The 24,247-nt window shown below is 58.9% G+C and carries 23 protein-coding genes; 11 read left to right on the top strand and 12 right to left on the bottom strand.

Annotation, left to right across the window (positions count from 1 at the left end; genetic code table 11):
• Positions 1-165: 165 nt before the first annotated feature.
• From ON753_RS10990 to ON753_RS10975, 4 genes are read left to right on the top strand one after another with little or no spacing between them, the layout of a single operon-like run.
• Positions 166-2,025, top strand: coding sequence for an ArnT family glycosyltransferase (locus ON753_RS10990; RefSeq protein WP_265962555.1), 1,860 nt, complete (start codon positions 166-168; stop codon positions 2,023-2,025).
• Positions 2,009-2,920, top strand: coding sequence for a phosphatase PAP2 family protein (locus ON753_RS10985; RefSeq protein WP_265962554.1), 912 nt, complete (start codon positions 2,009-2,011; stop codon positions 2,918-2,920). Before ON753_RS10990 ends, ON753_RS10985 begins: the two co-directional genes overlap by 17 nt.
• Entirely contained in the window at positions 2,917-3,678 is a 762-nt protein-coding gene (locus tag ON753_RS10980) for a glycosyltransferase family 2 protein (RefSeq protein ID WP_265962553.1), read from the top strand. Before ON753_RS10985 ends, ON753_RS10980 begins: the two co-directional genes overlap by 4 nt.
• A 55-nt stretch (positions 3,679-3,733) precedes the next feature.
• Positions 3,734-4,048, top strand: a complete 315-nt coding sequence (locus tag ON753_RS10975) for a lipid-A-disaccharide synthase N-terminal domain-containing protein (protein WP_265962552.1) — start codon at positions 3,734-3,736, stop codon at positions 4,046-4,048.
• A 46-nt stretch (positions 4,049-4,094) separates the two neighbouring features.
• On the opposite strand, the gene metC is transcribed toward ON753_RS10975, so the two are convergent.
• Positions 4,095-5,273 (bottom strand): cystathionine beta-lyase, encoded by a 1,179-nt coding sequence (metC, locus tag ON753_RS10970; RefSeq protein WP_265962550.1) that lies wholly within the window; start codon positions 5,271-5,273, stop codon positions 4,095-4,097.
• Between metC and ON753_RS10965 the strand changes: the two genes are divergently transcribed.
• The 6 genes from ON753_RS10965 (at position 5,166) to ON753_RS10940 (ending at position 11,123) form a co-directional block, all read left to right on the top strand.
• Positions 5,166-5,468, top strand: a complete 303-nt coding sequence (locus ON753_RS10965) for a hypothetical protein (RefSeq protein ID WP_265967288.1) — start codon at positions 5,166-5,168, stop codon at positions 5,466-5,468. The two genes, metC and ON753_RS10965, sit on opposite strands and share 108 nt — an antisense overlap.
• A 300-nt stretch (positions 5,469-5,768) precedes the next feature.
• Positions 5,769-6,749, top strand: coding sequence for an amino acid ABC transporter substrate-binding protein (locus ON753_RS10960; RefSeq protein ID WP_265962549.1), 981 nt, complete (start codon positions 5,769-5,771; stop codon positions 6,747-6,749).
• Between the two features lie 223 nt (positions 6,750-6,972).
• A complete protein-coding gene (locus ON753_RS10955; protein WP_377047013.1) occupies positions 6,973-8,187 on the top strand; it encodes an amino acid ABC transporter permease in 1,215 nt (404 codons plus the stop codon).
• Between the two features lie 12 nt (positions 8,188-8,199).
• A complete protein-coding gene (locus ON753_RS10950) occupies positions 8,200-9,519 on the top strand; it encodes an amino acid ABC transporter permease (RefSeq protein ID WP_265962548.1) in 1,320 nt (439 codons plus the stop codon).
• A gap of 67 nt (positions 9,520-9,586) precedes the next feature.
• The gene (locus ON753_RS10945) at positions 9,587-10,390 is read left to right on the top strand and encodes an amino acid ABC transporter ATP-binding protein (protein ID WP_323054721.1); all 804 of its coding nucleotides are present in this window, start codon (positions 9,587-9,589) and stop codon (positions 10,388-10,390) included.
• Positions 10,391-10,412: 22 nt separating this feature from the next.
• The gene (locus tag ON753_RS10940; protein WP_265962547.1) at positions 10,413-11,123 is read left to right on the top strand and encodes a TIGR02117 family protein; all 711 of its coding nucleotides are present in this window, start codon (positions 10,413-10,415) and stop codon (positions 11,121-11,123) included.
• 247 nt (positions 11,124-11,370) lie between these two features.
• On the opposite strand, the gene ON753_RS10935 is transcribed toward ON753_RS10940, so the two are convergent.
• Positions 11,371-11,886: a TetR/AcrR family transcriptional regulator gene (locus tag ON753_RS10935; protein WP_265967125.1), complete on the bottom strand. Its 516-nt coding sequence runs from the start codon at positions 11,884-11,886 to the stop codon at positions 11,371-11,373.
• Between ON753_RS10935 and ON753_RS10930 the strand changes: the two genes are divergently transcribed.
• Positions 11,782-12,936, top strand: a complete 1,155-nt coding sequence (locus ON753_RS10930; protein ID WP_265962546.1) for an HD domain-containing protein — start codon at positions 11,782-11,784, stop codon at positions 12,934-12,936. The two genes, ON753_RS10935 and ON753_RS10930, sit on opposite strands and share 105 nt — an antisense overlap.
• On the opposite strand, the gene sseA is transcribed toward ON753_RS10930, so the two are convergent.
• From sseA to ON753_RS10880, 10 genes are all read right to left on the bottom strand, one after another.
• Entirely contained in the window at positions 12,880-13,725 is an 846-nt protein-coding gene (gene sseA, locus ON753_RS10925) for a 3-mercaptopyruvate sulfurtransferase (protein ID WP_265962545.1), read from the bottom strand. The two genes, ON753_RS10930 and sseA, sit on opposite strands and share 57 nt — an antisense overlap.
• 185 nt (positions 13,726-13,910) lie before the next feature.
• On the bottom strand, positions 13,911-14,384 hold the full coding sequence (locus tag ON753_RS10920) for a GFA family protein (RefSeq protein ID WP_265962544.1): 474 nt from the start codon (positions 14,382-14,384) through the stop codon (positions 13,911-13,913).
• 22 nt (positions 14,385-14,406) lie between these two features.
• Positions 14,407-15,123, bottom strand: a complete 717-nt coding sequence (locus ON753_RS10915; RefSeq protein ID WP_265962543.1) for an alanyl-tRNA editing protein — start codon at positions 15,121-15,123, stop codon at positions 14,407-14,409.
• A 121-nt stretch (positions 15,124-15,244) separates the two neighbouring features.
• On the bottom strand, positions 15,245-15,895 hold the full coding sequence (locus ON753_RS10910) for a LysE family translocator (RefSeq protein ID WP_265962542.1): 651 nt from the start codon (positions 15,893-15,895) through the stop codon (positions 15,245-15,247).
• 180 nt (positions 15,896-16,075) lie between these two features.
• Positions 16,076-16,576: a hypothetical protein gene (locus ON753_RS10905; RefSeq protein WP_265962541.1), complete on the bottom strand. Its 501-nt coding sequence runs from the start codon at positions 16,574-16,576 to the stop codon at positions 16,076-16,078.
• Positions 16,577-16,665: 89 nt separating this feature from the next.
• Positions 16,666-18,141: a cardiolipin synthase gene (cls, locus tag ON753_RS10900; protein ID WP_265962540.1), complete on the bottom strand. Its 1,476-nt coding sequence runs from the start codon at positions 18,139-18,141 to the stop codon at positions 16,666-16,668.
• Between the two features lie 65 nt (positions 18,142-18,206).
• Positions 18,207-19,241 carry a cysteine synthase A gene (locus tag ON753_RS10895; RefSeq protein ID WP_265962539.1) on the bottom strand — a complete coding sequence of 345 codons (1,035 nt, stop codon included), beginning with the start codon at positions 19,239-19,241 and terminating at the stop codon, positions 18,207-18,209.
• Between the two features lie 186 nt (positions 19,242-19,427).
• Entirely contained in the window at positions 19,428-20,657 is a 1,230-nt protein-coding gene (locus ON753_RS10890; RefSeq protein ID WP_265962538.1) for an SAM-dependent methyltransferase, read from the bottom strand.
• 322 nt (positions 20,658-20,979) lie between these two features.
• On the bottom strand, positions 20,980-21,576 hold the full coding sequence (locus ON753_RS10885) for a hypothetical protein (RefSeq protein ID WP_265962537.1): 597 nt from the start codon (positions 21,574-21,576) through the stop codon (positions 20,980-20,982).
• 1,165 nt (positions 21,577-22,741) lie between these two features.
• Positions 22,742-24,175, bottom strand: coding sequence for a M81 family metallopeptidase (locus ON753_RS10880; RefSeq protein ID WP_265962536.1), 1,434 nt, complete (start codon positions 24,173-24,175; stop codon positions 22,742-22,744).
• Positions 24,176-24,247 lie beyond the last annotated feature (72 nt).

Below are 24,247 nucleotides of genomic sequence, written 5' to 3'. Positions count from 1 at the left end.
GAACCTTGAGACTCAACAGGTGTTTCAGGAAACCGGACGATAGCTCAGCGGGCCGTGAGGGCAAGCACTTGTTTCCCTTTTTGAAAAGCTCATGTAGGACATGCCTTTGAAAACAGGGCCTGCGGCAAATCGGGTCCGGAAGCAGGTATTCGGAAACGCGAATTGATGGCTGATACAAGCGACGTTCAAACGGCTCACGCTCAAGAGAAGGCGCTCGGATCTGGAAGTTCCGCAACGGCCGCGGACGCTGCCGGCGCGGAAAAAACGGAGGAACGGTCCGCTCAGCACGTCGGCGGGGCAGGCAAAATGCGCAAACCCGTCTGGCTGCGGGTTTTCGGCCACGATATCACGGCACCCTTCCTGCTGCTCTTCCTTTCCCTGATGCTTTTCGTTCCCGGGCAATGGACCATTCCGCCGCTCGACAGGGATGAGCCCCGCTTCACCCAGGCTACCAAGCAGATGCTGGAAACGGACGATTATATCGACATCCGTTTTCAGGAGGAGGCGCGCCACAAGAAGCCTGTCGGCATCTATTGGCTTCAGGCTGCTGCAGTGAAACTGACCGGGCATGGCCCGGATGCGCCTCTGTGGGTCTACCGGCTGCCATCGCTCATCGGCGCTGTAATCTGCGTCCTGGCAAGTTTCTGGCTGGCACGCGCATTCATGGGTCCGGCCGGAGCCCTGCTTGCCGGCAGTTTTGTGGCTCTGGCAATCATCACAGGCGTTGAGGCACGGCTTGCCAAAACCGATGCGATGCTTTTTGCCACGATCATCATTGCGCAGGGGGCGCTCGCGCGGGTGTGGCTGAAAGACCCGGAACGCAGATTGTGGCGGCTGAGCTTCCTGTTCTGGACGGCGCTTGCGGCGAGCGTGCTCATCAAGGGGCCCGTGGGGCCCATGGTCGTCGGTTTGACCGTTGCCGGGTTGATGGTTTTCAGTAGAAGGGCTGCCTGGTTTAAAGGAGCGTCGCCGCTGCTGGGAGCCATCTGGTTTGTGCTGCTCGTGTCGCCCTGGTTCGTAGCCATCTGGATTGCGACCGACGGCACCTTTTTCACCGAATCCATCGGCAAGGACCTGCTTGGCAAGGTAGGGCAGGGACAGGAGGGCCATGGCGCTCCTCCGCTGACGCATCTCGGGGCAATGCTGGGAATCTTCTGGCCGCTTCCGGCGTTCTTTCTTGTTACCCTGCCGCTGATCTGGCGCGAGCGCTCCAGCCCTGTTGTGGTATTTTCCGCCGCCTGGTTCCTGCCAAGCTGGATCGTGTTCGAACTGGTGGCGACGAAGCTGCCACACTACACCATGCCGCTGCTGCCGGCGCTGGCGCTTCCGGTGGCCGCGGCACTCCTGGACGGGGCGGGAACGCATACAAGAACCTGGATCTCGCTGGATTGCGGCGATCCTGCTGGCACTGCCTGCCATCGGCCTGGCCGTGGCCGCTTTCGCCGGGCCGGTCTTCCTGGGTGCGTGGCCGTCGCCCCCGGGGTTGTGATCATGGCACTGGGCGCCGTATTTGCGATCGGTGCGGCCTCAAGGGTCTTGCGCGGACGGGCAATTCACGCATTCCCGGCTGTAATCCTCACCGCCATATGTGTCGCTGTCGGCTTTTGGGGCTTTGTCGGGCCGGCTCTCACGCCGATCTGGGTCAGCCCGCGGCTCATTCAGGCAATCGACGAGATCCCGGGTTGCGCCGACCGGCAAACCCGTGAAGTGGTCACGTCCGGATTCCACGAACCGAGTTTCATCTTCCTCGAAGGAACCCGAACCCGCATCATTTCACCGAAAGGAGCTGCTGAGTTCCTGGCGCAATTCACGGGCGATGATCCCGGCATCTGCCGGGTTGCAGCTGTAGAAAGCCGGGAAGAACCGGCCTTTTTGGCGGCGGCCAAGGAGATTGGTCTTGTGCCGGAGGCGCGAAAAAGGGTAGACGGCCTCAATATCAATGGCGGTGATAAAGTCGATATAGCGCTTTATCAAAATGCCAGGGTCGGCACGAGTGCAGAAGACGGCAATGAAGAGCAACAGTGAATTGGTCTGGCGGATACTTGCGCGGATGCGCGGGAATGCCAGGCGCATTGCCATTCTGTTTTCCGGCCGCAAGGAGCGCGCGCGCCACAGCATGGATCCGCTGCCGCCCGGGCAAAGACCGCAGGATATCCTGGCGGTTTTGCTGCTGACGGTCGGCATCGCCGTTGTCGCCTTCGATTTCCCGACCTATCCGTGGCTGCGCTCTCTGCCGGGCGAATACCGCTCGGCTTTCCGCATGTTTACCGATCTGGGAAAATCGGATTGGATCCTGGGGACGACCGGCGTCGCGTGCCTGGCGCTGCTTGCTCTGGACGCCGGCCGGTATGCCTTCCGCCTGCGCATGGCAATCGGCGCGCTCTTCACCTACTGCGCGTTCATCTTCTATGTGGTCACGGCAACGGGGCTTCTCGCCATCGCCTTCAAATGGACGCTCGGCCGTGCCCGTCCGAAGCTTTATGAGCAGGTCGGCCCGGTTCATTTCGAGTTTCTGGCCTTCGACGGAACCTACACCAGCTTTCCCTCCGGCCATTCGACGACAGTCGCAGCGCTTGCCACTGCGCTGGCCTTCATCTTCCCTGCGTATCGCTGGCTGATCGTCGTCGCTGCCTTCTGGCTGGCCTTCAGCCGGGTGATGGTCGGCGCGCATTATCCGAGCGACGTCATCGCCGGTACGTTGCTGGGGATGACCTTCACCTTCTTCACCGTCCGGGCCATGGCCCGGCGGCGGCTCGGCTTTCATCTATCTTCTTCCGGAAAAATCATGCCCAACATGAACGCGTTGTCCGCCAGGGCGTGTCTGCGTGCGGTCTGGCAGGTGGTCCGGGGGCTGCGCGGCGCTGACCGCGTTCTTCTGGAAGTGCCCAGGGCGGACGAGACGGAACGGACGGGTTCATGACACAGAGCTTTCTGGAGGGGTTGGCGGCGAACAGGGGTGCGCTGGCTGTCACGGTCGTTGTTCCGGCCAAGGATGAAGCGGAAAACCTGCCGTTTCTGCTTGACGAAATCGAGGGCGCGCTCGAGGGGCGGCAGTTTGAAGTAATCGTCGTGGATGATGGCTCCTCGGACGGCACCGATATCGTCTTGCAGGACTATGCGGCCACCCATGACTGGCTGCGGCCGATCCGTCATGAAAAATCCTGTGGCCAGAGTTGCGCGGTGCGCACCGGGCTGCAGCATGCCCGAGGGAATATCGTTGCCACGATCGATGGTGACGGGGAAAATGATCCCGCCTACATTTCCGATCTCCTCGATGCCCTGGAGGCGGCCGGCCCGGAGGTTGCGCTTGCCGCCGGCCAGCGGCTCGGCCGCAAGGCCAGCCTTGCCAAGCGCTATGCGTCCAGATTTGCCAACAAGCTCCGGGGCGCAATCCTGAAGGACAACACGCGCGACAGCGGCTGCGGCCTGAAAGCCTTGCGCAGGGAGGTCTTTCTGCAGCTGCCTTACTTCGACAGCTGGCACCGCTTTCTGCCGGCTCTCGTCATCCGCGAAGGCTATGGCGTGACGCATATCGACGTGCAGGACCGTCAGCGGCGGCACGGCACGTCGAAATATGGAATCTTCGACCGGGCGCTTATCGGCGCTCTGGATCTGGTCGGCGTCTGGTGGTTGCGCAAGCGGCGCAAGAAAGTCCCCGACGTCCGGCCCCTGACCTGACTTTGGCCTGCATCAAATTGGCGGTGAGCCCGAAAACACTGACTGGATCTTCCAAATGAGCGCCCTTCTAGACTGGTTGCATACGGTATTTGTCGAGCAATTCGATTTCTGGATCATTCTGGGCTTCTTCGCCCAGGCCATGTTCATGATGCGCTTCGTCATTCAGTGGATTGCATCCGAACGGGTCGGCCGTTCAATCGTGCCGGTCGCGTTCTGGTTCTTCTCTATTGCCGGCGGCTCGCTGCTGCTGATCTATGCCATACAGCGAAAGGACCCGGTTTTTATTGCGGGTCAGGGCCTTGGACTTGGAATCTACTTCCGGAATCTCTGGCTGATTTATAAGGAAAACCGGGACGATCCAACCATTTGACCGCCCCGCTGTCCTCATCGGTCAATCCGGCCCAAAGGCGCGGCCGCTAGGCAAACGCCTTCTTCAGTGCCTGATCGATGTCATTGATCAGGTCTTCCGGATGCTCCAGGCCAATATGCAGACGGACGGAATGCAGGTCCTCGGCGACTTTCGTCGCCGTCCGCTGACCTTTCAGCCTTACCGGGATCGCCAGACTTTCATATCCGCCCCAGGAGAAGCCGAGCCCGAAGAGCGCAAGCGCATCAAGGAAGGCGTGGGCCTGCTCCCTGGCGGTATCTTTGACGAAATCGAAGGCGCAAAGACCGGAACTGCCGGTAAAATCCCTTTTCCAGAGATCGTAACCGGGATCCGAATCAAGGGCCGGATACCTGACCGCGCCGACCTGGGGCTGGTTCTTCAGCCAGTTCAGGACGGTCAAGGTGTTCCGCTGGTGACGTTCCAGGCGCACCGAAAGTGTCCGCAGTCCACGCAGCCCGAGATAGACATCGTCGGGCGCCACATGGCAGCCCATGGCGCCGTGAAGGGCGTTGAGGCCTTTCCAGGCCTTCTCACTCGCAGCGACGGTGCCGAGCATCACGTCGGAATGTCCGACGATGTACTTGGTTCCCGCCTGGAGCGAGAGATCGACGCCGAGGGCCAGGGGCTGGCAATAGAGCGGGCTCGCCCAGGTGTTGTCCATCAGTACGGTTGCATCGATCTCGCGCGCGGCGGCAACGATCGCCGGAATGTCCTGCATTTCAAAGGTGAGGGATCCCGGCGCCTCGGTAAAGACGGCCGCCGTCTGCGGACGGAACAGGGACTTGACGTCGCCTCCCAGCAGCGGATCGTAATATTCGACGCTGACACCGAAGCCGGGAAGAACGGTATCGGCAAAATGCCGTGTCGGGCCATAAGCCGTGTCGGGCAGAAGAAGGTGATCGCCGGACCTGACGCAAGACAGGATCGCCAGCGCGATCGCGTTAAGTCCCGAATTGGCAAGCTTTACGCCAGCTGCCCCCTCCATTTCCTTGAGCGCATCCTCGAGCGCGTCGGTCGTGGGGTTTCCGCGCCTGCCATAGGAATATGTCTGCTTTCCGCTCACCATTGTCTCGACATCCGGGAATAGAACCGTGGATGCATGAACAACGGGCGGGTTTACAAAACCATGGAAGGCCAGGGGATCCTGGCCGGAGTGAAGGAGCCTGGTATCTGGTTTCAGGGGCGCGCGGGATTCGGATCTGGACATGATGGCACATCGGTCTTGGGTGATGGGGGCAGAGCAGCCAACCCTGGGTGGGGCCACTTTAATCATTCACTTATCGTCCGCAACCAGGTTCTGGCATTGCTGCCGTATCTTGCATTTCATGAGAATTTTCAGATCAGCGTTAACGATGACGATGGTGTCGCTAAATGGATTGAAGCTATTTTAGGCATTGCATGATTTCGCTTTAGCCACATTCGCTGACAATGCATCAATCAGGGTCACAATGACTGGCGGTTCCGGAAATTTGACGAGATAAGTGCAGCAAGTACTTGACCCGAACGGCTAAATGCCATCGTATGGGATCGTTGGGTGGGACGGAAGTCGTCTGGAGGAAGCAGCCGGTAAGGCTGGCATACGTCCGAAATGAGACGGCGAAGATGTCTTTCGATCATTCCCAGCAAGACAAAGTATGGGTAACAAAATCAAAGGCTGCATATCCATGTCAAAAAAATCCTTCCGCTCGTAATCGGCGCTGCTATGGGAGTCGCCGCGACGACGGCTGCCGGTGCAACGACGCTGGAAGACGTCAAGGCAAAAGGCTTCATTCAGTGTGGTGTGAGCCAGGGGCTCCCCGGTTTTTCCAATCCTGACGCTCAGGGGAACTGGACAGGTCTGGACGTTGACCTTTGCCGCGCAATGGCTGCCGCGGTGTTTGGCGATGCGTCCGCTGTAAAATTCACTCCGCTGTCCGCTAAAGAGCGCTTCACCGCTCTGCAATCCGGCGAAGTTGACGTTCTGTCCCGGAACACCACCTGGACGATGTCCCGTGACACTCAGTTGGGTCTGAACTTTGCCGGTGTCAACTACTATGACGGTCAGGGCTTCATGGTCCGCAAGGACCTTGGTGTGACCTCCGCTCTGGAGCTGTCCGGCGCTTCCGTCTGCACCAACACCGGTACGACAACCGAACTGAACGTTGCTGACTACTTCCGCGCCAACAACATGCCGTACGAAATCGTTGCTTTCGAAAAAGCTGACGAAGTTGTCGGTGCATATGACGCTGGCCGTTGCGACGTCTACACGACCGACGCCTCCGGCCTGTACGCACAGCGCCTGAAGCTGACCAGCCCGGGCGACCATGTAGTTCTGCCGGAAGTCATTTCCAAGGAGCCGCTGGGTCCCGTGGTTCGTCAGGGTGACGATGAGTGGTTCAACATCACCAAATGGACGCTCAATGCGATGATCAACGCAGAAGAGCTCGGTGTGACCTCTGAAAACGTCGATGAGATGAAGTCTTCCGACAATCCGGAAATCAAGCGTCTTCTCGGTGCCGAAGGTTCGTTTGGCGAGGCGATCGGCCTGTCCAACGATTGGGCTTACAACATCGTCAAGCATGTTGGTAACTACGAAGAAACCTTCAATGCGAATGTTGGTCCGGACACTCCGCTCGGCATCTCCCGCGGCATTAACGCCCTGTGGTCCGACGGTGGCATCCTGTACGCTCCGCCGGTGCGCTAATCCTCATTTGAGTTGAGGGTTTAAGGGGTTCCGGCGGCACGCCTGCCGGAACCCTCAATAAATTCCACGCACGAAAAATCGGGATATACCGACCGACGCGTGGGGGGAGCATGCTGCTTCGAGCCGATAGGGGAGCGCGAAAACGCGCAGCAGAAGCAGTTCAAGACGTGAAAGAGGAGAGGCATCCAGCCGGGCTCTTTCCGTATAACTTGGGCGAGGTTCTATGTCAGTAATGGAGCAGGACTCGGCGGGGGTGCCGGCACGTGCTTCGCTGTTCAACGATCCCAAGGTCCGCGGCATCTTCTACCAGTTGCTACTGGTTGTCGTGTTGGGTTTACTTGGATATTTCATCGTTTCGAACACGATCACCAATCTGGAGCGGCAAAACATTGCGTCCGGTTGGGGTTTTCTTTCAAATACGGCAGGGTTCGGAACCAACCAGTCTTTGGTTCCCTATTCCGAAACGTCGAGCTATGGCAGGGCGATCTACGTCGGGTTCCTGAACACCCTTCTGGTCGCCGGCGTTGGCATCTTCTGTGCCACAGTGATCGGGTTTGTCGTCGGTATCGCCCGGCTTTCCAATAACTGGGTCATCAACCGGCTGGCGTATTGCTATGTCGAGCTGGTCCGCAACATTCCGCTGTTGCTGCAGATATTCTTCTGGTATTTCGCGGTGTTGCGTTCGATCCCGAGCAAACGCGAAAAGTGGTCCTTCTTCGACACGTTTCACCTGAATATCGGCGGATTGCGGGTTCCGAAACCGATCTGGGAACCGGGGTCCCAGTGGATCGGCTATGCGCTGATCATCGGGTTCATCGCCTCCTTCCTCATCTCCCGGTGGGCACGCAAACGCCAGGAAGCGACAGGTCAGCAATTTCCGACCTTGGCGACAGTATTGGGGCTCATCATCGGTCTGCCGCTGATCGCCTATTTCATCGCCGGAATGCCGGTCAGCCTGGAACATCCGAATTTCGTGGAAAGTGGGCCCATCCTGCTCCAGGGATTCGAATTGAACGTGGGGATCAATGTCATCCCTGAGTTCCTCGCGCTCACTGCGGCGCTGGCAATCTACACGGCATCCTTCATCGCCGAGATCGTTCGTGCAGGCATCCAGGCAGTCAGTCACGGCCAGACCGAAGCAGCGCACGCTCTTGGCCTGCGCAACGGACAGACGCTGCGTCTGGTGGTCATTCCGCAGGCAATGCGCGTGATCATCCCGCCGCTCACCAGCCAATATCTGAACCTGACCAAGAACTCGTCCCTGGCGGTGGCCATTGCCTACCCGGATCTTGTGTCCATGGGCGGCACGGTATTGAACCAGACCGGTCAGGCAATCGAAATCATCGGCATTTGGATGATGGTCTATCTGTCGCTCAGCCTGATCACTTCCGCCTTCATGAACTGGTACAACCAGCGCATGGCGCTCGTGGAACGGTAAGGAGCGCACAACATGGCAAACAGTAACATGTTCCAATTCAGAACCGAGGAGGCGCCGACGTTGTCGGCGCCGGTCTCGACCAGAGGCATTATCGGCTGGATGCGGCAGAACCTGTTCTCGTCGGTCGGCAATACCATTCTGACGATCATCGGCATCCTGCTGGCCTATTCGATCTTTGCGCCGCTCATTCAATTTGCATTGATTGACGCGGTGTGGACCGGCCAGAACCGTGAAGCGTGTCTTCCGCAGGAAGGTGGGCACAGCGGCGCCTGCTGGGCTTATGTGAAGGCCTACTTCCCCCAGTTTATCTATGGTCGGTATCCGGCTGAGGAAATCTGGCGCGTCAATCTCGTCTACTTCCTGTTCGCGGCGCTGCTGATCCCGCTGGCCACTCCGACGATTCCGTTCAAGCGGCTCAACACAATCCTGTTTTTCGGCGTGTTTCCGTTCGTCGCGCTTGTCCTGCTGACCGGCGGCGACTTCGACATCGGTTTCTGGGCGTGGTCGCTTGTCGGCGCAATCGCGCTGATCGGCATCTTGCTGGCTGCCTTCCAGATGCTTGCCGGCGGACGCGGATTGTCCGACGTCACACCTGTCCTGACAGCTTTTGTGGGAACCGCGGTCGTTATCGCCGCGATACTCCTGTTCGTGTCGGTCGACTTCGGTCTCGTCGTCGTCGAAACGGCTGTCTGGGGCGGCCTGCTGGTTACCCTGGTCATCGCGGTTACCGGTATTGTGGCTTCCCTCCCGCTCGGCATCGCGCTGGCGCTGGGGCGCCGGTCACAGATGCCGATTATCAGAATGTTCTCGATCGTGTTCATCGAGTTCTGGCGCGGAGTGCCGTTGATCACCGTTCTGTTCATGTCGTCCGTGATGCTGCCGCTGTTCTTGCCGGAGGGGGTCACGTTCGACAAGCTGCTGCGCGTGCTTATCGGTGTGACGCTGTTCTCCGCCGCCTATATGGCGGAAGTGGTCCGGGGCGGTCTGCAGGCTATTCCGAAGGGGCAATATGAAGGGGCAATGGCGCTCGGCCTGCGCTTCTGGCAGATGATGTATCTCGTCATTCTGCCGCAGGCGCTGAAGATGGTGATCCCGGGGATCGTGAACACCTTCATCGGCCTGTTCAAGGATACGACCCTGGTCTTGATCGTCGGCATGTTCGATCTTCTCGGCCAGATCCAGTCCTCCTTTACGGACCCGACCTGGTCGTCGCCAAGTCAGGGACACACGGGGTATCTGTTTGCAGCCATGGTGTTCTTCTGCTTCTGCTTCGGCATGTCGCGATACTCCATGTTCATGGAGAAGAAGCTGCACACAGGACACAAGCGATAGGACATGACCGGGGCGCGCGAGATCGCGCTTGCGCCCTGGCCCAATGACATTCTTGGAGCTAGAAATCATGACTGGAACCACAGTGCGCGACGACGAAATCGCCGCAGATCTGACAAAAATGAAGATTTCGGACACCGATGTTGCTGTCGAAATCAAGAACATGAACAAGTGGTTTGGAGACTTCCACGTTCTGCGCGACATCAACCTCAAGGTCATGCGCGGCGAGCGTATTGTCGTCTGCGGCCCGTCCGGTTCGGGCAAGTCCACCATGATCCGTTGCATCAACCGCCTGGAAGAACACCAGGCCGGCGACATCATCGTCGACGGCATCGAACTCACCAATGATCTGAAGAAGATCGACGAGATCCGGCGGGAAGTCGGAATGTGCTTTCAGCACTTCAACCTGTTCCCGCACCTGACCATTCTGGAAAACTGCACCTTGGCACCCATCTGGGTGCGCAAGATGCCGAAGAGGCAGGCCGAGGAAGTCGCGATGCACTACCTGGAGCGCGTCAAGATCCCCGAGCAGGCTCTCAAATACCCGGGGCAGCTTTCCGGCGGCCAGCAACAGCGCGTGGCGATCGCCCGTTCACTGTGCATGAGCCCGAAGATCATGCTGTTCGATGAACCGACGTCGGCACTTGATCCGGAAATGATCAAGGAAGTTCTGGACGTAATGGTCGGTCTTGCTGAAGAAGGCATGACCATGGTCTGCGTGACCCATGAAATGGGCTTTGCCCGCAAGGTTGCCAACCGCGTCATCTTCATGGATGCAGGACAGATCGTGGAAGAGAACGAACCCGAGGAGTTCTTCACCAATCCCCGCCATGAGCGGACCAAGCTCTTCCTCAGCCAGATCCTCCATCACTGATCTCGCTCAAAGAGACTGACAAGTGCGGTTCGTTCGAAAGGTCCTGTTTGGGCTGGGCGCAACTGCCTTGATCGTCCTGATCGCAATTGGCCTTGGGACCTTGGTTCCAAGGCCAATTGCGTTGATGGCCGCATCGAGCAACGCGGGTGATTTGCAAGAGCGCACCCGGCGCGTTCTCATTCTGTCCAATCCAATCCACACCGATATTGCGCTTCCCGCGGACCCCGATGTCCTGGTGGCCTTTTCCTTCGTCTCCGATGCCGGTTTGACGCTGGACCATCCCGGTGTGTTCTGGGTTGCCTTCGGTTGGGGAGGCCGGTCCTTCTATGTCGAAACACCGACCTGGGCCGATCTCAAACCCAGTCCCGTCTTCAATGCGCTGACTTGGGATGCCTCCGTCATGCATGTGCGCAGGGCCGGCGATATCCCGCTAGAGCTGGAGAGTGTCATGCCTGTCGATTTGTCGCCGGACGCGTTCGACAGGCTTCTGGAAGGTATAGGGAACAGTTTTCAGTCCAAAGCAGGCGCTGTCCCGCAGGCAATTGAAGGTGCCGCCTATGACGGCCACGATATTTTCTTTCCCGCAAAAGGTGGGTTCAATGCCTTTGCCGGCTGCAATGTCTGGACGGCCCGCATGCTGCGTGAAGCCGGGCTCCGGACGGGGGCCTGGACATCTTTGCCAGTGACGCTGAACTGGTCGCTTCAGTTGCATAACCAGGGTAAGGACCGATAAAATTGAATGCACTGGTCGCTCTGGAGCTGACTGTATTCAAGGCGCGAAGGCGCAGGAAACCCGGCCGGTTTTCAAGTCTTCGCAACGCAGGAGACGGTCCGCCCCAGAGCTATCCGAAGGACGCCAAAACGGCTGCGAGCGGCAGCGTCAAAGCCCTTGGCCGATGCACCGGCATCGACCTGCGGACTTTTCCTCCCCGCTCCTGGCCGTTTTGACGCCAGTGCGTTCAATTTTATCGGTCCGTACCCTAGAGCGTTTCCGGACTTGCGGCAGGGATGATCCTGTCGACGGCGCATTCAGCCAGCTGTTTCAGCCTCTCCGGCTTTTCTCCTGCCCTGGCGCGGATTGAAAGCCCATGGAGCATCAAGGCAAGCAGTTGGGCTGCGGTGCGTATTTCCTCCTCCACGATTGCGCCCTGCATTTCATGCCGGATGAGGCTGGCAAAGCCTTTGTCCATTCTTGCGGTCACTGTCTCCAAAGCGGATTGAATGTCCTTGTCCCGGGCAGCTTCCGACGGAAGGGTGGAAATCGCCAGGCATCCGTAGGGAGCACCGCTCAGACCGGTTCGGCCGGTGTACAGGTCTATGGCGGCGGCCATGATTGCCTTCAGGCGGCCTTTGGCGCCCTTCGCGGTTCGTCCGGCTTCGCGCAGACGGCTTTGCACCTGATCTGCGAAACGTTCGACCACCTTGAGATATATGTCCTTTTTACCGCCGAACGCGGCATAGAGGCTTGGGCGATTAAGATTTGTTGCCGCACAAATCTGATCGAGGCTCGTTGCGGCGTATCCGTGCTTCCAGAACACCTGCATGATCTGGTCGAGTGTCTCGTCTTCGTCAAATTTGCGTGGACGGCCACGTCTGGTTCCAGCTTTCATTTTTTACTGAATCGCATAAAAAGATCGACCTGTCTATTTTTGTGCGATACGGTACATAAAAATGGAGGAAGACTTATGGATAGCTTTTGCGTATCGCCGGAACCAAAGTCTGCCATGGGGACGCTCACATGGGGCAGGCGAAAGGGTCCGTTTGGGCAGGGCCGCCTGAAGGCTGCGGAAAAACTTAAGCTTGTCGTAAGTCTCGGCCGGATTTCGGCGCTGGAGGCGATAGATACCATCCTGGACAAGGCCGGGCTGCTCAAGGCCTATGGCGCGGATTTTGAGGGGCTTGTGCCGCCGCAAACTCCTCTGGTGCGCGATGCTCTTGCCTTTGCGGATGAAGTGCAGGGCATGGAATTGATGCGGCACAGTTGGCGCACGTACTATTGGGGCATGCTTCTGGGCGGTTACAGAGGTCTGGAGATCGATAGCGAGATCCTGTTCGCAGCGTCAATTCTGCACGATGTCGGCCTTGCCCGGGGCAGAACATCCGAGCCGGGAGACTGCTGTTTCGTCGTTTCTGGCGCCGAACGCTGCACCCATCACCTGGTGGGCAAAGGTCATGACCGGGCGAAGGTTCGCAAGGTGGCTGACGCGATCGGCCTTCATCTCAACGCCTATGTGTCTGCGCGCGTTCACGGCATCGAAGCGCATTTGCTTTCGCGCGGCGCAATGTGCGACGTGTTCGGCATGGGCCGTCGCCGGATCGCAGCGAGCTCGCGCGGCCGCATAGATGCTGAATATCCGACGGGGGACCTGATCAATGAACTCGAGATCTGGCCGGGCCATCACCTGCGCGGAACAAGAGCGGACGTCCTGATTCTGTTTGGGAGGCAGGACGTCCCGTCGGCCCAATACACCATCCGGATATGCCGATCGTCAGGACGGCCCGGTTGCAACGTCGGTGTCTTCCCGGCTTCCCCATTCCGCCCATGACCCGTCGTAGAGCGCAAGATCCCGCGAACCAATAATGGTCAGCGCAAGGGTCAGGATGGCCGCGGTTACTCCCGAGCCGCAGGTCGTCGTGACCGGCTTGTCCGGATCTACACCGGCGTCCCGAAATGCAGCGGCAAGTTCCTCTTTCGACCGGAATGTTCCGTCGTCGCGGATAAGCTTCGTGAATGGCAGGTTCAGGGAGCCTGGAATATGACCCGAGCGCAGGCCGGCCCGCGGCTCTGCCGCGGTACCTTCGAACCTTCCGGCTGATCTTGCGTCGACGATCTGCCTGGTTCCGGTGGAAACGGCGTTCTGAATGTCGCCGATATCCGCGACGGCACTGTGGTTCAGCCGTGAAGAGAAGTGACTCTGGACGCGGCGGGTTTCGGTGTCTGCCACCGGCCGGTCTTCCGCCTGCCACTTGGGAAAGCCGCCGTCCAGTACATGCACTCGCGTGGCTCCCATGCTGCGCAGGGTCCACCAGACTCGCGGTGCGGAATAGAAGCCGAAATCATCGTAGACCACCAGCGTCTGGCCGTCGCCGACACCAAGCTTGCGCATGGCTGAGGAGAACACATGGGGAGCCGGCAGCATATGCGGCAGGTCGGAGGATTTGTCACAGACTTCGTTGACGTCAAAGAAGACCGCGCCGGGAATATGCGCATCCGGATAGACCGGCCGCAGATCGGGCGTATTGACCGGCGGCATCCAGGCATTGATCACGACGAGATCGGGAGAGGCAAGATGATCGGCCAGCCATTGGGTCGATACGAGCGGATGGTCGGTCATTGGATCTCCTTAGGGTCTTAAATGCGAACGCGCCGATCGAATTGAAGCGGACTTGTTTTGACACGGAACAAAGGCTCGGGAAAACCTGTCTCCTGGATCAACCCGCCGTCAGCGTGACACCCGAACTCACAAAGGTTGACCGCTCCACTAAAAGCAGGACCATCTTGCCTGCGTCATTCGGTGATCTAGCAGTCGTAGAGGCCCTTCGCCTTGTGCCAGTCCTCGATTGACAGCTCGGGATAGCCCTGGAAATGGACATGGCCCGGGCCTTCGGGAACCTCGACCCAGTCCGGCTTGAATTCAAGCATGATATGGACGGTCTCAGGCGGCGTTGGCAAGGCAGAATCGATTGCGCCGGCATGCGGGTGGACGAGTTCGGGCCAGCGCGGATCCCAGAGCCATAGATGGCTGCCGCAGGAGACGCAAAAATGCCGTTCTGCCGGGCTCTTCTTTCCGTCGATCTCGGCATTGTAGACAGCCTTCGATTCCGCGCCCTCGATCCTGAGGCTTCCGGCATCCCCCATGAGATTGATCGCGGATCCGGAACTCCCTCCGGTCTTGCGGCAGATGGAGCAATAGCACCGCATGCAAGGGTAGGGCGTCTTGCTCTCCACCTCGAATTTGACGGCCGCGCAGCGGCAACTGCCTGAAAGTTTCATGTTTCCCTCCCTCTCGGTCCGATCAATCGCTCAGGCGAATCCGGACCCGTCTGTTCTGTTTGCCTTTCTTTTCAATCTTGCCGAGTGCGAGCGGCCCGATTTCCGACGTCCGGGAAACGTGGGTTCCGCCGCAGGGCTGCAGGTCGACATTGCCCCCGATCCGCACCAGCCGGACGCGGCCCGAGCCGCGGGGCGGTTGGACGGACATGGTCTTGACCAAGCCGGGATTGGCATCGAGTTCGTCGTCCGTGATCCACTCCATGGTGACCTCGTGGTCGCCGGAAGCAAGTCCGTTGAGTTCTTCGAGCAGGGCTTCCTTGTCGATGGTCTCGTCACCCATGTCGAAGTCGAGCCGTCCCTCGGGATCTCCGATCTGTCCTCCCGTCACCGGGAAGGGCAGCGCTACGGACAGAAGATGCAGGGCGGTATGCATGCGCATCAGCCGGTAGCGCCGCGCCCAGTCGATGTGGGCGGTGAGCGCCGTTCCGGCAGCGGGCAAGCTCTGGCCTTCCGCCGGCACATGGACAATCGAGCTCTTGTCATCGTCATAGACCGCCGTGGCAATTTGTATCCGGCTGCCGTCTTCCAGCTCCAGATAGCCGCAATCACCGGGCTGCCCGCCCCCAGCCGCGTAAAATACGGTCCTGTCGAGAAGGATGCCGCCACGATCATTTACCCCGACCACCTCGGCTTCGCAGGTTCGAAGATAGGCATCATCGCGAAACAGCGGCGTGGTCATGGTGGTCTCCCGAAAATTGTTCCTGCCCTGAATTGAGCAATGATCCAAGCCCCTTGCAAGACCCAATTGATGATCTTGCCCGGATGGAGTAGGCCTCTAAACCGGTGGCCTCAGAGAACCGTCAGTTCGATGCCTTGGCGGCCAGCAGCTTGAGCGCAAAGCTGCCCATGATGCCTGCAAAGACCCAGTCAAAGGCGCGCATGACTTTGGGAGACGATTTCAGAGCTCCTGCAAACGCGCTGGCACCTGTCACCATCAAGAGACATATCGGCAGGCCGAGCGCCAGAAAATAGCTGCCAAGGAACAGCAGCTTCTCAACGGCGTACGGATCCGTCGCACTGACGAATTGCGGCAGAAAGGTTACGAAGAACAGGACGATTTTCGGGTTGAGAATGTTGATGCCGAGTCCTTGCAGCCAAACCCTGTGAAGCGGTTGCCGCGAGGCCTCGATCGGGTCAAGCCTGAAGGACGAGCCGTTGCGGACAGCCTGAAAGGCAAGCCAGATCAGATAGGCCGCCCCGACGATCTTCAGGACGGTAAAGGCCAGCGCCGATGCCGCCAGCAAGGCGGATACGCCGATGGCGGCAAGCACGGTGTGAATGACCAGCCCGGCGGTTGCGCCCAGAACGGCGGCAATGCCGGCCTTGCGGCCCTGGGTGAGCGTCTTGCTCATAAAGAAGGTCATGTCCGGCCCCGGAGTAACGGCCAGCACCAAGGCTGCTACGGTGAAGGCAGCAAGGACGGAAACGGACGGAACGAAATCGGGAAGCATCTGCGGCACCTCAAACGAACGGCTTTAGGCCCAGAAGAACACCGACCAGGGGCCTCGTGTCAAAGGCAAAAGCCGACCGCTGTGCCAAATGCGTGATCGGCTTCGCCTGGCTTCGGGGTGGTGGGCATCCTGCCGTCCGCGAGAGACCTGCGTTCAGAACGCAGATCAGACACTCACGCGCTAGCGCCGCTTGCCGAACACCTTGTTGCCCGGGCGCCCCGGAGGTGCTGCAGCTGCTGTCTGACGGGGCGTTTCCGGAGTGCGTGCTTCGGGAAGGCCTGCAGGAACCGGACCGGCTCTTCGTCCCAGCATCTTCACGAGGAGGAAGACGCCTATCAGAGGGAAGATCACCAGGGTTGCAATGCGATTGAACAGATGGTCCTGACCGACGTCGGAGGTAATTGCGCCGGTCGCCGCGTTTTTCAGAAGCATGATGGAATCCGGTGCTCCAAGCGCAACGAAGATGTAGTCCTGGTTGTGCTTCTCCGGGCCAATCTCATAGTCGTAACTGCAATGGTGAAAGAGAAAGACCCAGGATTTGCACTTTCTGTCCGAAGTCGCGATCAGCGCGGGAGAGAGTGTTTGTGACCGAAGGCCCAGATCCTTCGCGATGCTTCCGTCCAGCACATAGAAGAACGGGGCGCTCAGTAACATCATGGCAATAAAAAGTAACGCTCTCATGGAAAACCTCAATCAAAAATTGCAGAGGCAGAATTCGCGTTTTCTTTTAAAATTGCATTAAACGAATGGGCAAAAAGGTGGCAAATGGTTTACAGGATCGGGGAAAGCAGCCTTGCACCCTGGGCCAGCACGCGGAACACATAGCTGCGCGACTGAAACGCGTCCGGCCAGGTCAGCCTGGCACGGCTGAAATCCTCTTCCAGCATCTCCGTTACGTTCTTGATCATGCGCTCGTGGGTGAACCACAGCGTGAGCTCGAAGTTGATCTGGAAGGAGCGATTGTCCAGGTTCACCGTGCCGATCGACACCAGATCGTCATCGAGCAGTGTGACCTTCTGGTGCATGAAGCCGTCCGTGTAACGGTAGATCTTCACGCCCCGCTGCACCATCGTGTCCTCATAGGCATGACTGGCCAGCCACACGGTCCAGTGATCCCGCTTTTCCGGCAACAGGATCCGAACATCGACACCTCGCATGGCCGCGGCACACAGCGCCGTCTGCACGTCGAGGGACGGCACGAGGTAAGGCGTCGTGATCCAAAGGCGCTCTTTCGCCCGGGCGGCGGTTTCAACGAAGGCAAGCGCGCATTCTTCCAGCTTGTCGGCCGGCCCGGTCGGCATGACGAGAACGGCTTCGTCGCCCGGCAACGGTGCTTCCGCCGCCTGCGGCATGTTGATCTGCTCACCGCTTGCCCAAAGCCAGTCCTCGACGAAGGAAAGTGCACAGGCAACCGCGGCGGGGCCTTCCACACACACATGGGTATCCCGCCAATGGCCGAACCAGTTGTCCCGTCCCACATACTGGTCGGCAACGTTGTGACCACCCACGAAAGCCTTGCCGAAGTCGGTCACGACCAGCTTGCGATGGTTGCGGTAATTGAGCCGCATGGGGCCGAGAAGACGGAGAAACCGGTGTTTTTCGTTGAAGCCGCAGACCTTGACGCCGGCTTCTTTCAGTCTCAGCAGAAACGCCTTCGGGAGCGAATGGCTGCCGACATCGTCATAGAGGAAATAGACGCGTATTCCGTCCCTGGCGCGCGCGATCAGGGCGTCCGCCATTTCCCGTCCGAGTTCATCGTCATGAACGGCAAAAAACTGAAACAGGATTACGTCCCGCGCCTCGGCGATGGCTTTCCTTATCGCCGAGAAGGTGGCGTCACCGTCAATGAGCAACTCGGTTTTGTTGCCGGCCAGAAACGGAACGCCGGCGACACGGGTCAGAACCGGCCAGCCTCGTGTTTCCTTGTGGTCCGTGAGCCCGAGTTCGTCGGCCCGCCGGGCTCGTTCCGCACGGCCGAGTGTCGACTGGATCTTGGCGTAGTCGGTGAACGAGCGCCAGCCGAACACAAAGTAGAGCGGAACGGTCAGGTAGGGCAGGAAAAACAGGGACAACAGCCAGGCGACCGATCCCTGGGAGGTCCGGGAGTTCATTATCTCCCTGACTGCGCAAATGACCCCGACGACGTACATGACCGCGACGAATGCGGCCACCAGGCCAAGATTGTTGGCCATGACCTCAACGATATCGAAATCCGTCACGGCATCCTGAACGACTGCGTCGGTCACAGCAGCGTCCTGCGCCAGATTTGGATCATCCGACGGCATGGAGTTTCAGGCCCGGATCAGGAAAATCATACAAACGGCGGCTCGATATCGACTTTGCGTTCCAGCCATGCGGGCACCGGCAAATCCTTCGAGCGCAGGAACTCCGGATTGTATAGCTTTGACTGGTAGCGTGTGCCGTGGTCGCACAGAATGGTGACAATGGTTTTCCCAGGACCCATTTCCTTTGCTAGGCGGCGGGCACCCGCGAGGTTGATTGCCGTCGAACCGCCGAGGAGCAGTCCCTCCTGCGCGGCGAGATCGAACATGAGGGGGAGGGCTTCCTTGTCGGAAATCGTGTAGGCGTGATCGACCTTCACATCCTGGACGATGGGGGTGCTGCGGCCCAGTCCGATCCCTTCGGCAACGGAGCTTCCCGCGGAGGCGACGGCTTCGCCTGTGGTGAACAGCGACTGCATTGCCGCGCCTTCAGGATCTGCGCAGCCGATGATGGCACCGGCATTCTTCTCGTGCAGGTATTGCGAGACGCCCGCCAGGGTTCCCCCGGAACCGACTGCGCAAATGAAACCGTCCACCTTGCCGCCGGTCTGCTCAAAGATTTCCGGTCCGGTGGTCAGGTAATGGGCCTTGCGGTTGTCGAGATTGTTCCACTGGTCGGCAAAAATGGCACCATTCGGTTCCGTCTTTGCCATCTGCTCCGCCAGGCGCCGGGCGACGTGCTGGTAGTTGTTCGGGTCCTTGAACGGTTTTGCGGGAACCTCGACCAACTCCGCGCCGCACAGGCGAAGCATGTCCTTCTTTTCCTGGCTCTGGGTCTCGGGAATGACGATAACGGTGCGGTACCCGCGCGCACTGGCAACCAGGGCAAGTCCGATCCCGGTATTTCCGGCCGTCCCCTCGACGATCACCCCGCCAGGCTTCAGGTCTCCGCGGGCCTCCGCCTCGAGTATCATCTGGCGGGCCGGCCGATCCTTCACCGACTGGCCCGGGTTCATGAACTCGGCCTTGCCGAGGATTTCACATCCGGTTTCTTCAGAAAGGGCTCTCAGGCGGATCAGGGGCGTGTTGCCGATTGCGTCGACAACAGAAGCGGACACAGACATTTATTCAATCCCGGCTGCTCTGGCCCGAACGCGACACCGGCCAGATGAAATCTGATGAATCCGGAGCGTAGGGTTCCGGACCTTATGGATCAAGTTGGCAATGTAAGGCTTCAAGTTCGGATTGCCACCATCCTCGTAGGAAATACAGAGGTTTTTCCGGCACCCGACAGGTTGAAAAGGCGGCCGTCAGGATGCTTTCACGTAGACGATCTGGCGGACATCGATGTTGCCGGAGCGAAAACCCGCTTCGCAATAATGCAGGTAGAATTCCCAGAGCCGCTTGAACCTGTCATCGAAGCCCAGGGGCCGGATCTGCGGCCAGGCATGGCGGAACCGGGCGCGCCATTCGGCAAGCGTACGGGCGTAGTCCTGGCCGAAAATCGTCTGCTCGGCGACGTCAAGGCCGAGCGATTTGCCGATGTCGGCCAGTCTTCCGGGGGATGGCAGCATTCCGCCCGGGAATATATGGCGCTGAATGAAATCGGTCCCGCGGCGGTAATCCTCAAACATCCGGTCCTGAATGGTGATGATCTGCAAACCGGCCTTGCCGCCGGGCTTCAGGCATTGCGTCAATTGCCTGAAATAGGTCGGCCAGTATTTCTCGCCGACCGCCTCGAACATCTCGATCGACGCTATCCGGTCGAAGACGCCCTTCTCGTCGCGATAGTCCTGGAAGACCACATCGACCTTTTCCGTCAATCCGGCCTTGAAAATACGCTCCCGGGCATAGTCGAACTGCTCCTTGGAGATGGTCAGGGCCCTGACATGCGCGCCAACCGACTTTGCGACATATTCCGCAAAGCCGCCCCAGCCGCAGCCGATTTCCAGAACCTTGTGGTCGGGCGCGATGCCGGTCTGGCGAACCAGGGTCGCATATTTTTCAGCCTGCGCCTGTTCCAGATTTTTGGTTTCGTTGCTGTAGATCGCCGAGGAGTAGGTCATCGACGGATCCAGCCACTCTTTGTAGAAAGCGTTGCCCAGGTCATAGTGAGCGGAAATGTTTCGCTTGGAACCGCTTCTGGTATTTGCATTCAGCCAGTGGCGGATAGACAGGAGAACGCGGGTGAGCGGACGGCCCCGCAACGCGTCCAGCGTGGACTCCTGATTGATGCAGAAAAGTTCAAGAAAGGTTGTCACGTCCGGCGACGACCAGTACCCGGCCATGAACGCCTCACCGACACCCACGTCGCCCGCTTGAACGGCCATGCGGAAAAACCGCCAATCGTGAACGTCCAGGACCCCGTAAGGGCCGTCTTCCTGACCGTGCACGATAAATGTCCGGCCATCGGGGAACGTGACTTCCAGACTGCCGTGGCGGATCTGAAGGGCCAGCTCGGCGGCCATTCTGGCAAGTCGGGGCATCCCCTTCAACTGGTCGCGGTAATTGTCTCGTGTCAGAACAACAGGCTCACTCATCGCCGAACCTCTCTTCAAAGCCGGTCGCACCTTGCGGACATGTCGTCCCCGCCGGAAATGCAATAGATAGGCGGGCGGCAGTGAAATGGTACACACTCTCGAGAGATTTTAAAGAGTTGGCGACGAGAGTCGTTCAAGCACTCTGCTGGTCTGGATCATGGGGCTCCAAGTGAGGCATATTGGCTGCGTCCCGCGCGGAAGAAGGCAGGGAAAAGTCCGATGCCAACGGCTCGCGCAGATCAAGTCATCTCGCTCGCGTAGAATTCAAGCTGCGCGAAACTGTTATATCGCGTTAAAGGGAGCGGCATCAGAAGCCGACCCGTCAGGCCTGTATCGAGTCGACAAGCCAGTTCCAAGCGACCTGAACGCGGAATTTCGCGGCATCAAAGAAGGCAACGACGTTCTCCCACACCAACTGACCGAAGTCAGCCACCTGGAGCATCGTCCCGCGTTCGACGGGCGTTTCCTGCGTTTCGATAAGTTCTACCGTCGCCACATCCGAACCGTTATCGACCACGCGGCGGGTGACCGTCAGGGTACCTTCGGTGACAAGTCTGGATTCATCCTTGTCGGCAACAACGGTGTCGTCATCCATGGAGCGGACAACAACGGCACGTCCATCCGGAAGCAGATGGGTCTCGTTGGTGTTCACCTCGGAATCGTAGATGACTTCGCCATAGGAATCGATCAGTTCGACCCACACGGCTTTTTTGCCGTCGAGCTCAATTTCGCCGACCCAGATCGTGAGTTCGCTTTCAAGCGGATCTTTCTGGTCCTGCGTCGCGGACGCGACGGTGACGGACAGGCGGTCGTCAGGCAACGCGATGGTTTCCTGAGGCAATGGGGCCGCGGCTACGCTTCCTGCCGTGGCAAGGATGAGGCCAAGCGCAATAATTCCGGCTCTGCTATTCCGTTGCATATACGCCTCCCAAGGCTCATACAACTTTGTTCACCGCACTGGGGCCTTTTTTAAACCGGTCCTGAACGGACTCTCATTGAAGCTGTCGTTTTTCCGACTTGGTGCCCCGTTGTGCACGGTCACGATTTGGCCATTATCGCACCACAATCTTCCGAATGCGTGTGATAAAGATCATAAATACAGTCGATTTCGGATATCTTTCCTTAATATCTGTGGTCCGGGCTCATCCCTACAAGGTCGTTCACCTCAATGTGAATGCAATCACCTCGTAAAAACTACCCATCACCGCGGCATTCTTCCATCGACTGTTCGGCCTATAAACGCGCCGCCGAACAAAAGGTTCCAGGAAACTGCCTCTGAACCTCCATCAGGTCGATGATTGAAAGCTGTGGCGGCCGTCGCATCAAGGTCAAATGGGGATCTTTGCAATCGCGGCAGGCAAACGGTCTCGGGTTCGCTCGCTCATGCCACAGGTGCTGGAAGTCGTGCTTCTTCGTCCAGAAGGATCATCTGTAACGCGTTGAAGAACTCTGACGCGATGGACTGTCGCGTGTGGGCGCATTGTGGCGAAAAATTCAGGTTTTTGCGGGGCTCTGGGCATCCTAGATTTGAAATGCTCTGCCGGTCGGATGATCGGCAGAGCATTCCTGGGATCAGCACAGTCGATGGGGTCTTACGTCTCAAATCCCAGGCAACTAAGGTTTCGGGTCATCCGGCTGGCGATTTGCTTTACTTCGTTATGTCCTGCCATTTGCCTGATAGCCAAAACCGGCTGGTTTCCACGTGTTTACGGGCGTTCTTTGCAAGTGAATGCTTGGCGCATGTTGATCCGAATTGTCCTACAAGGTCATCAGATGCCGTCTGTCTCGACTCAAGCAACCCTGTAAAAACTACCTAGTTTAGCGGGAATGAGGCGATTTGCTGACGAAAATATGTCGGCAAATCATGGAAATGTTTGGGTGAATCGACACCGCATACATTGCGATGTCTTTTTTCGTTCACTTAAATAATTGCGAACAAAAGCCCTGCGGGTTCAAAAGGAAACCCATGTAGACCGGCGTCGCCGTTGAACGGGAGCCGCCGGCGGTGGCTGATCCCCGCTTCCGCCGCGCAAAGCACAGGGGCCGGGATACGCCTGGAAGAATAACGGCAGTGGGTCCGTACCCTAGACGCCTGATGCACGCGCGGACACTCTGGCAAGCGGCTCCCAGTCAAACCGGCTCTGAAAGGGGTAACTGGGTGTTGGGCGGTGCAGATTGGTCAGCGCGCGAATGTCCTGGTTGACCGCGCCGTCGGTGAGAGCCATGCGGGCCGGGTTGGCGAGCGGCGAAAGCTCCGGGGACAGGTAGCCGGACTTGACGATCAGGTATCTGACGTTCCCGGGTTCGATCCCGAAGCGCCGGAAGTCATCCAGTTTGTGAAAAGGCCGCCGGCGCTCGGTGAGGACAAGCAGATTGCCGCCAATTTCCACCAGTACCTCGCGGCTGCCCTCCGATCCGGCCGATCTCTTGACCGTCACATTCGCTGTAAGCCGGGGACAATCGCTTCCGAATGCTCCGCCAATGGAAATGCGAACCGTTTCACCATCGCCGGCCGCCCAGGCGGTGCCGGTCGCATCCGGATCCGCGATGCCGGCAAAAACAGCCCCCGTGAGACCGCGCTCCAGCCAGGCCTTCAGCACATCGGTACGGTCACCGACGCCGCCGCCGGTTGGGTTGTCGCCACTATCGGCCAGGATGAAGGGGGCTGTTGTCGCCGCTTCCGCATCGCTCAGGCATTCCGCCAGCGGCTTGGCCGGCACTCCGAATGCGAATCTCGCCCGGTTCGCCCAGTAGCTGGACGCGATTTCCTCGGCAGCTTTCGCCGCAGCTTCCGGCTGGCTGCCCGTGACTACGGCGGCCGCGGTCGTGCGGCCGGAATCGGCCCAGACATAACCAACCATAAGATTGGCGTCGCAAACACCGGGGCGTCGATCGAATTCCGGCAGCCCAGCATAAAGCGACCTTGCCGGTTCGTCGGCAGTGCTGGTTTTTTCACCTGGATGAAGAACCGGGACAGGCGCCCAGGCCACCATCCGGCGGGGTCCGCCGCGCAGTTGGTCCAGGAGGTTGCCGGCCGCACGCAAATGGGTTTCGCGCACATCGATATGAGGCGCGGTACGATAGGCGCAGAAAATGTCGATCTGATCGACGATCTTCTGGGTAACGTTTCCGTGGAGATCATAGCTTACCGCGATCGGAATCTCGGGGCCGACAAGGCGGCGGACAGCCGATATCCAGTCGCCCTCGACATCTTCCAGGCCAGGCACATGCATGGCGCCATGCATGATCAGAAGAACGCCGTCCAGCGGCAATGCCGCCTCCAGCTCCGTCAGAAATTGCGACTTGAAAGTCCGGTAACAATCGGGCGAGACCGGGCCGCCGGGGAGAGAGCGCGCGTGGAACAGGGGAGCGAACGTCGCATCGGCAAAGTGGTCTGCGTCGAGTCCCAACTGATCCTGAAGTGCCGTTCCTCGGGTGACATTGAAGTCGTCAATAGTCTGAAGCAGAGGAGAGTAGGTGCTGCATTCCGTGTGAATGCCGCCGACGGCGATCTTCATCTTCTCTTCCCTCCAAGGGTTTCCTGCCACCAGCGGCTCCGGCCGGTGTCGCAGTGACACATGGGAGCGTTC

This window comes from Roseibium salinum (assembly GCF_026240905.1).
Classification (GTDB): Bacteria; Pseudomonadota; Alphaproteobacteria; order Rhizobiales; family Stappiaceae; genus Roseibium; species Roseibium salinum.
The sequence above is the reverse complement of the archived record's forward strand: the minus strand, read 5'-3'. Positions and strand labels throughout refer to the sequence as shown.

What these genes read in the sequence shown, in the direction of transcription:
- ON753_RS10990 (WP_265962555.1), top strand. Translation starts at nt 166, where the DNA reads ATGGCTGATACAAGCGACGTTCAAACGGCTCACGCTCAAGAGAAGGCG.
- ON753_RS10985 (WP_265962554.1), top strand. Translation starts at nt 2,009, where the DNA reads ATGAAGAGCAACAGTGAATTGGTCTGGCGGATACTTGCGCGGATGCGC.
- ON753_RS10980 (WP_265962553.1), top strand. Translation starts at nt 2,917, where the DNA reads ATGACACAGAGCTTTCTGGAGGGGTTGGCGGCGAACAGGGGTGCGCTG.
- ON753_RS10975 (WP_265962552.1), top strand. Translation starts at nt 3,734, where the DNA reads ATGAGCGCCCTTCTAGACTGGTTGCATACGGTATTTGTCGAGCAATTC.
- ON753_RS10965 (WP_265967288.1), top strand. Translation starts at nt 5,166, where the DNA reads ATGAACAACGGGCGGGTTTACAAAACCATGGAAGGCCAGGGGATCCTG.
- metC (WP_265962550.1), bottom strand. Translation starts at nt 5,273, where the DNA reads ATGTCCAGATCCGAATCCCGCGCGCCCCTGAAACCAGATACCAGGCTC.
- ON753_RS10960 (WP_265962549.1), top strand. Translation starts at nt 5,769, where the DNA reads ATGGGAGTCGCCGCGACGACGGCTGCCGGTGCAACGACGCTGGAAGAC.
- ON753_RS10955 (WP_377047013.1), top strand. Translation starts at nt 6,973, where the DNA reads ATGTCAGTAATGGAGCAGGACTCGGCGGGGGTGCCGGCACGTGCTTCG.
- ON753_RS10950 (WP_265962548.1), top strand. Translation starts at nt 8,200, where the DNA reads ATGGCAAACAGTAACATGTTCCAATTCAGAACCGAGGAGGCGCCGACG.
- ON753_RS10945 (WP_323054721.1), top strand. Translation starts at nt 9,587, where the DNA reads ATGACTGGAACCACAGTGCGCGACGACGAAATCGCCGCAGATCTGACA.
- sseA (WP_265962545.1), bottom strand. Translation starts at nt 13,725, where the DNA reads ATGACCGACCATCCGCTCGTATCGACCCAATGGCTGGCCGATCATCTT.
- ON753_RS10920 (WP_265962544.1), bottom strand. Translation starts at nt 14,384, where the DNA reads ATGAAACTTTCAGGCAGTTGCCGCTGCGCGGCCGTCAAATTCGAGGTG.
- ON753_RS10915 (WP_265962543.1), bottom strand. Translation starts at nt 15,123, where the DNA reads ATGACCACGCCGCTGTTTCGCGATGATGCCTATCTTCGAACCTGCGAA.
- ON753_RS10910 (WP_265962542.1), bottom strand. Translation starts at nt 15,895, where the DNA reads ATGCTTCCCGATTTCGTTCCGTCCGTTTCCGTCCTTGCTGCCTTCACC.
- ON753_RS10905 (WP_265962541.1), bottom strand. Translation starts at nt 16,576, where the DNA reads ATGAGAGCGTTACTTTTTATTGCCATGATGTTACTGAGCGCCCCGTTC.
- ON753_RS10895 (WP_265962539.1), bottom strand. Translation starts at nt 19,241, where the DNA reads ATGTCTGTGTCCGCTTCTGTTGTCGACGCAATCGGCAACACGCCCCTG.
- ON753_RS10890 (WP_265962538.1), bottom strand. Translation starts at nt 20,657, where the DNA reads ATGAGTGAGCCTGTTGTTCTGACACGAGACAATTACCGCGACCAGTTG.
- ON753_RS10885 (WP_265962537.1), bottom strand. Translation starts at nt 21,576, where the DNA reads ATGCAACGGAATAGCAGAGCCGGAATTATTGCGCTTGGCCTCATCCTT.
- ON753_RS10880 (WP_265962536.1), bottom strand. Translation starts at nt 24,175, where the DNA reads ATGAAGATCGCCGTCGGCGGCATTCACACGGAATGCAGCACCTACTCT.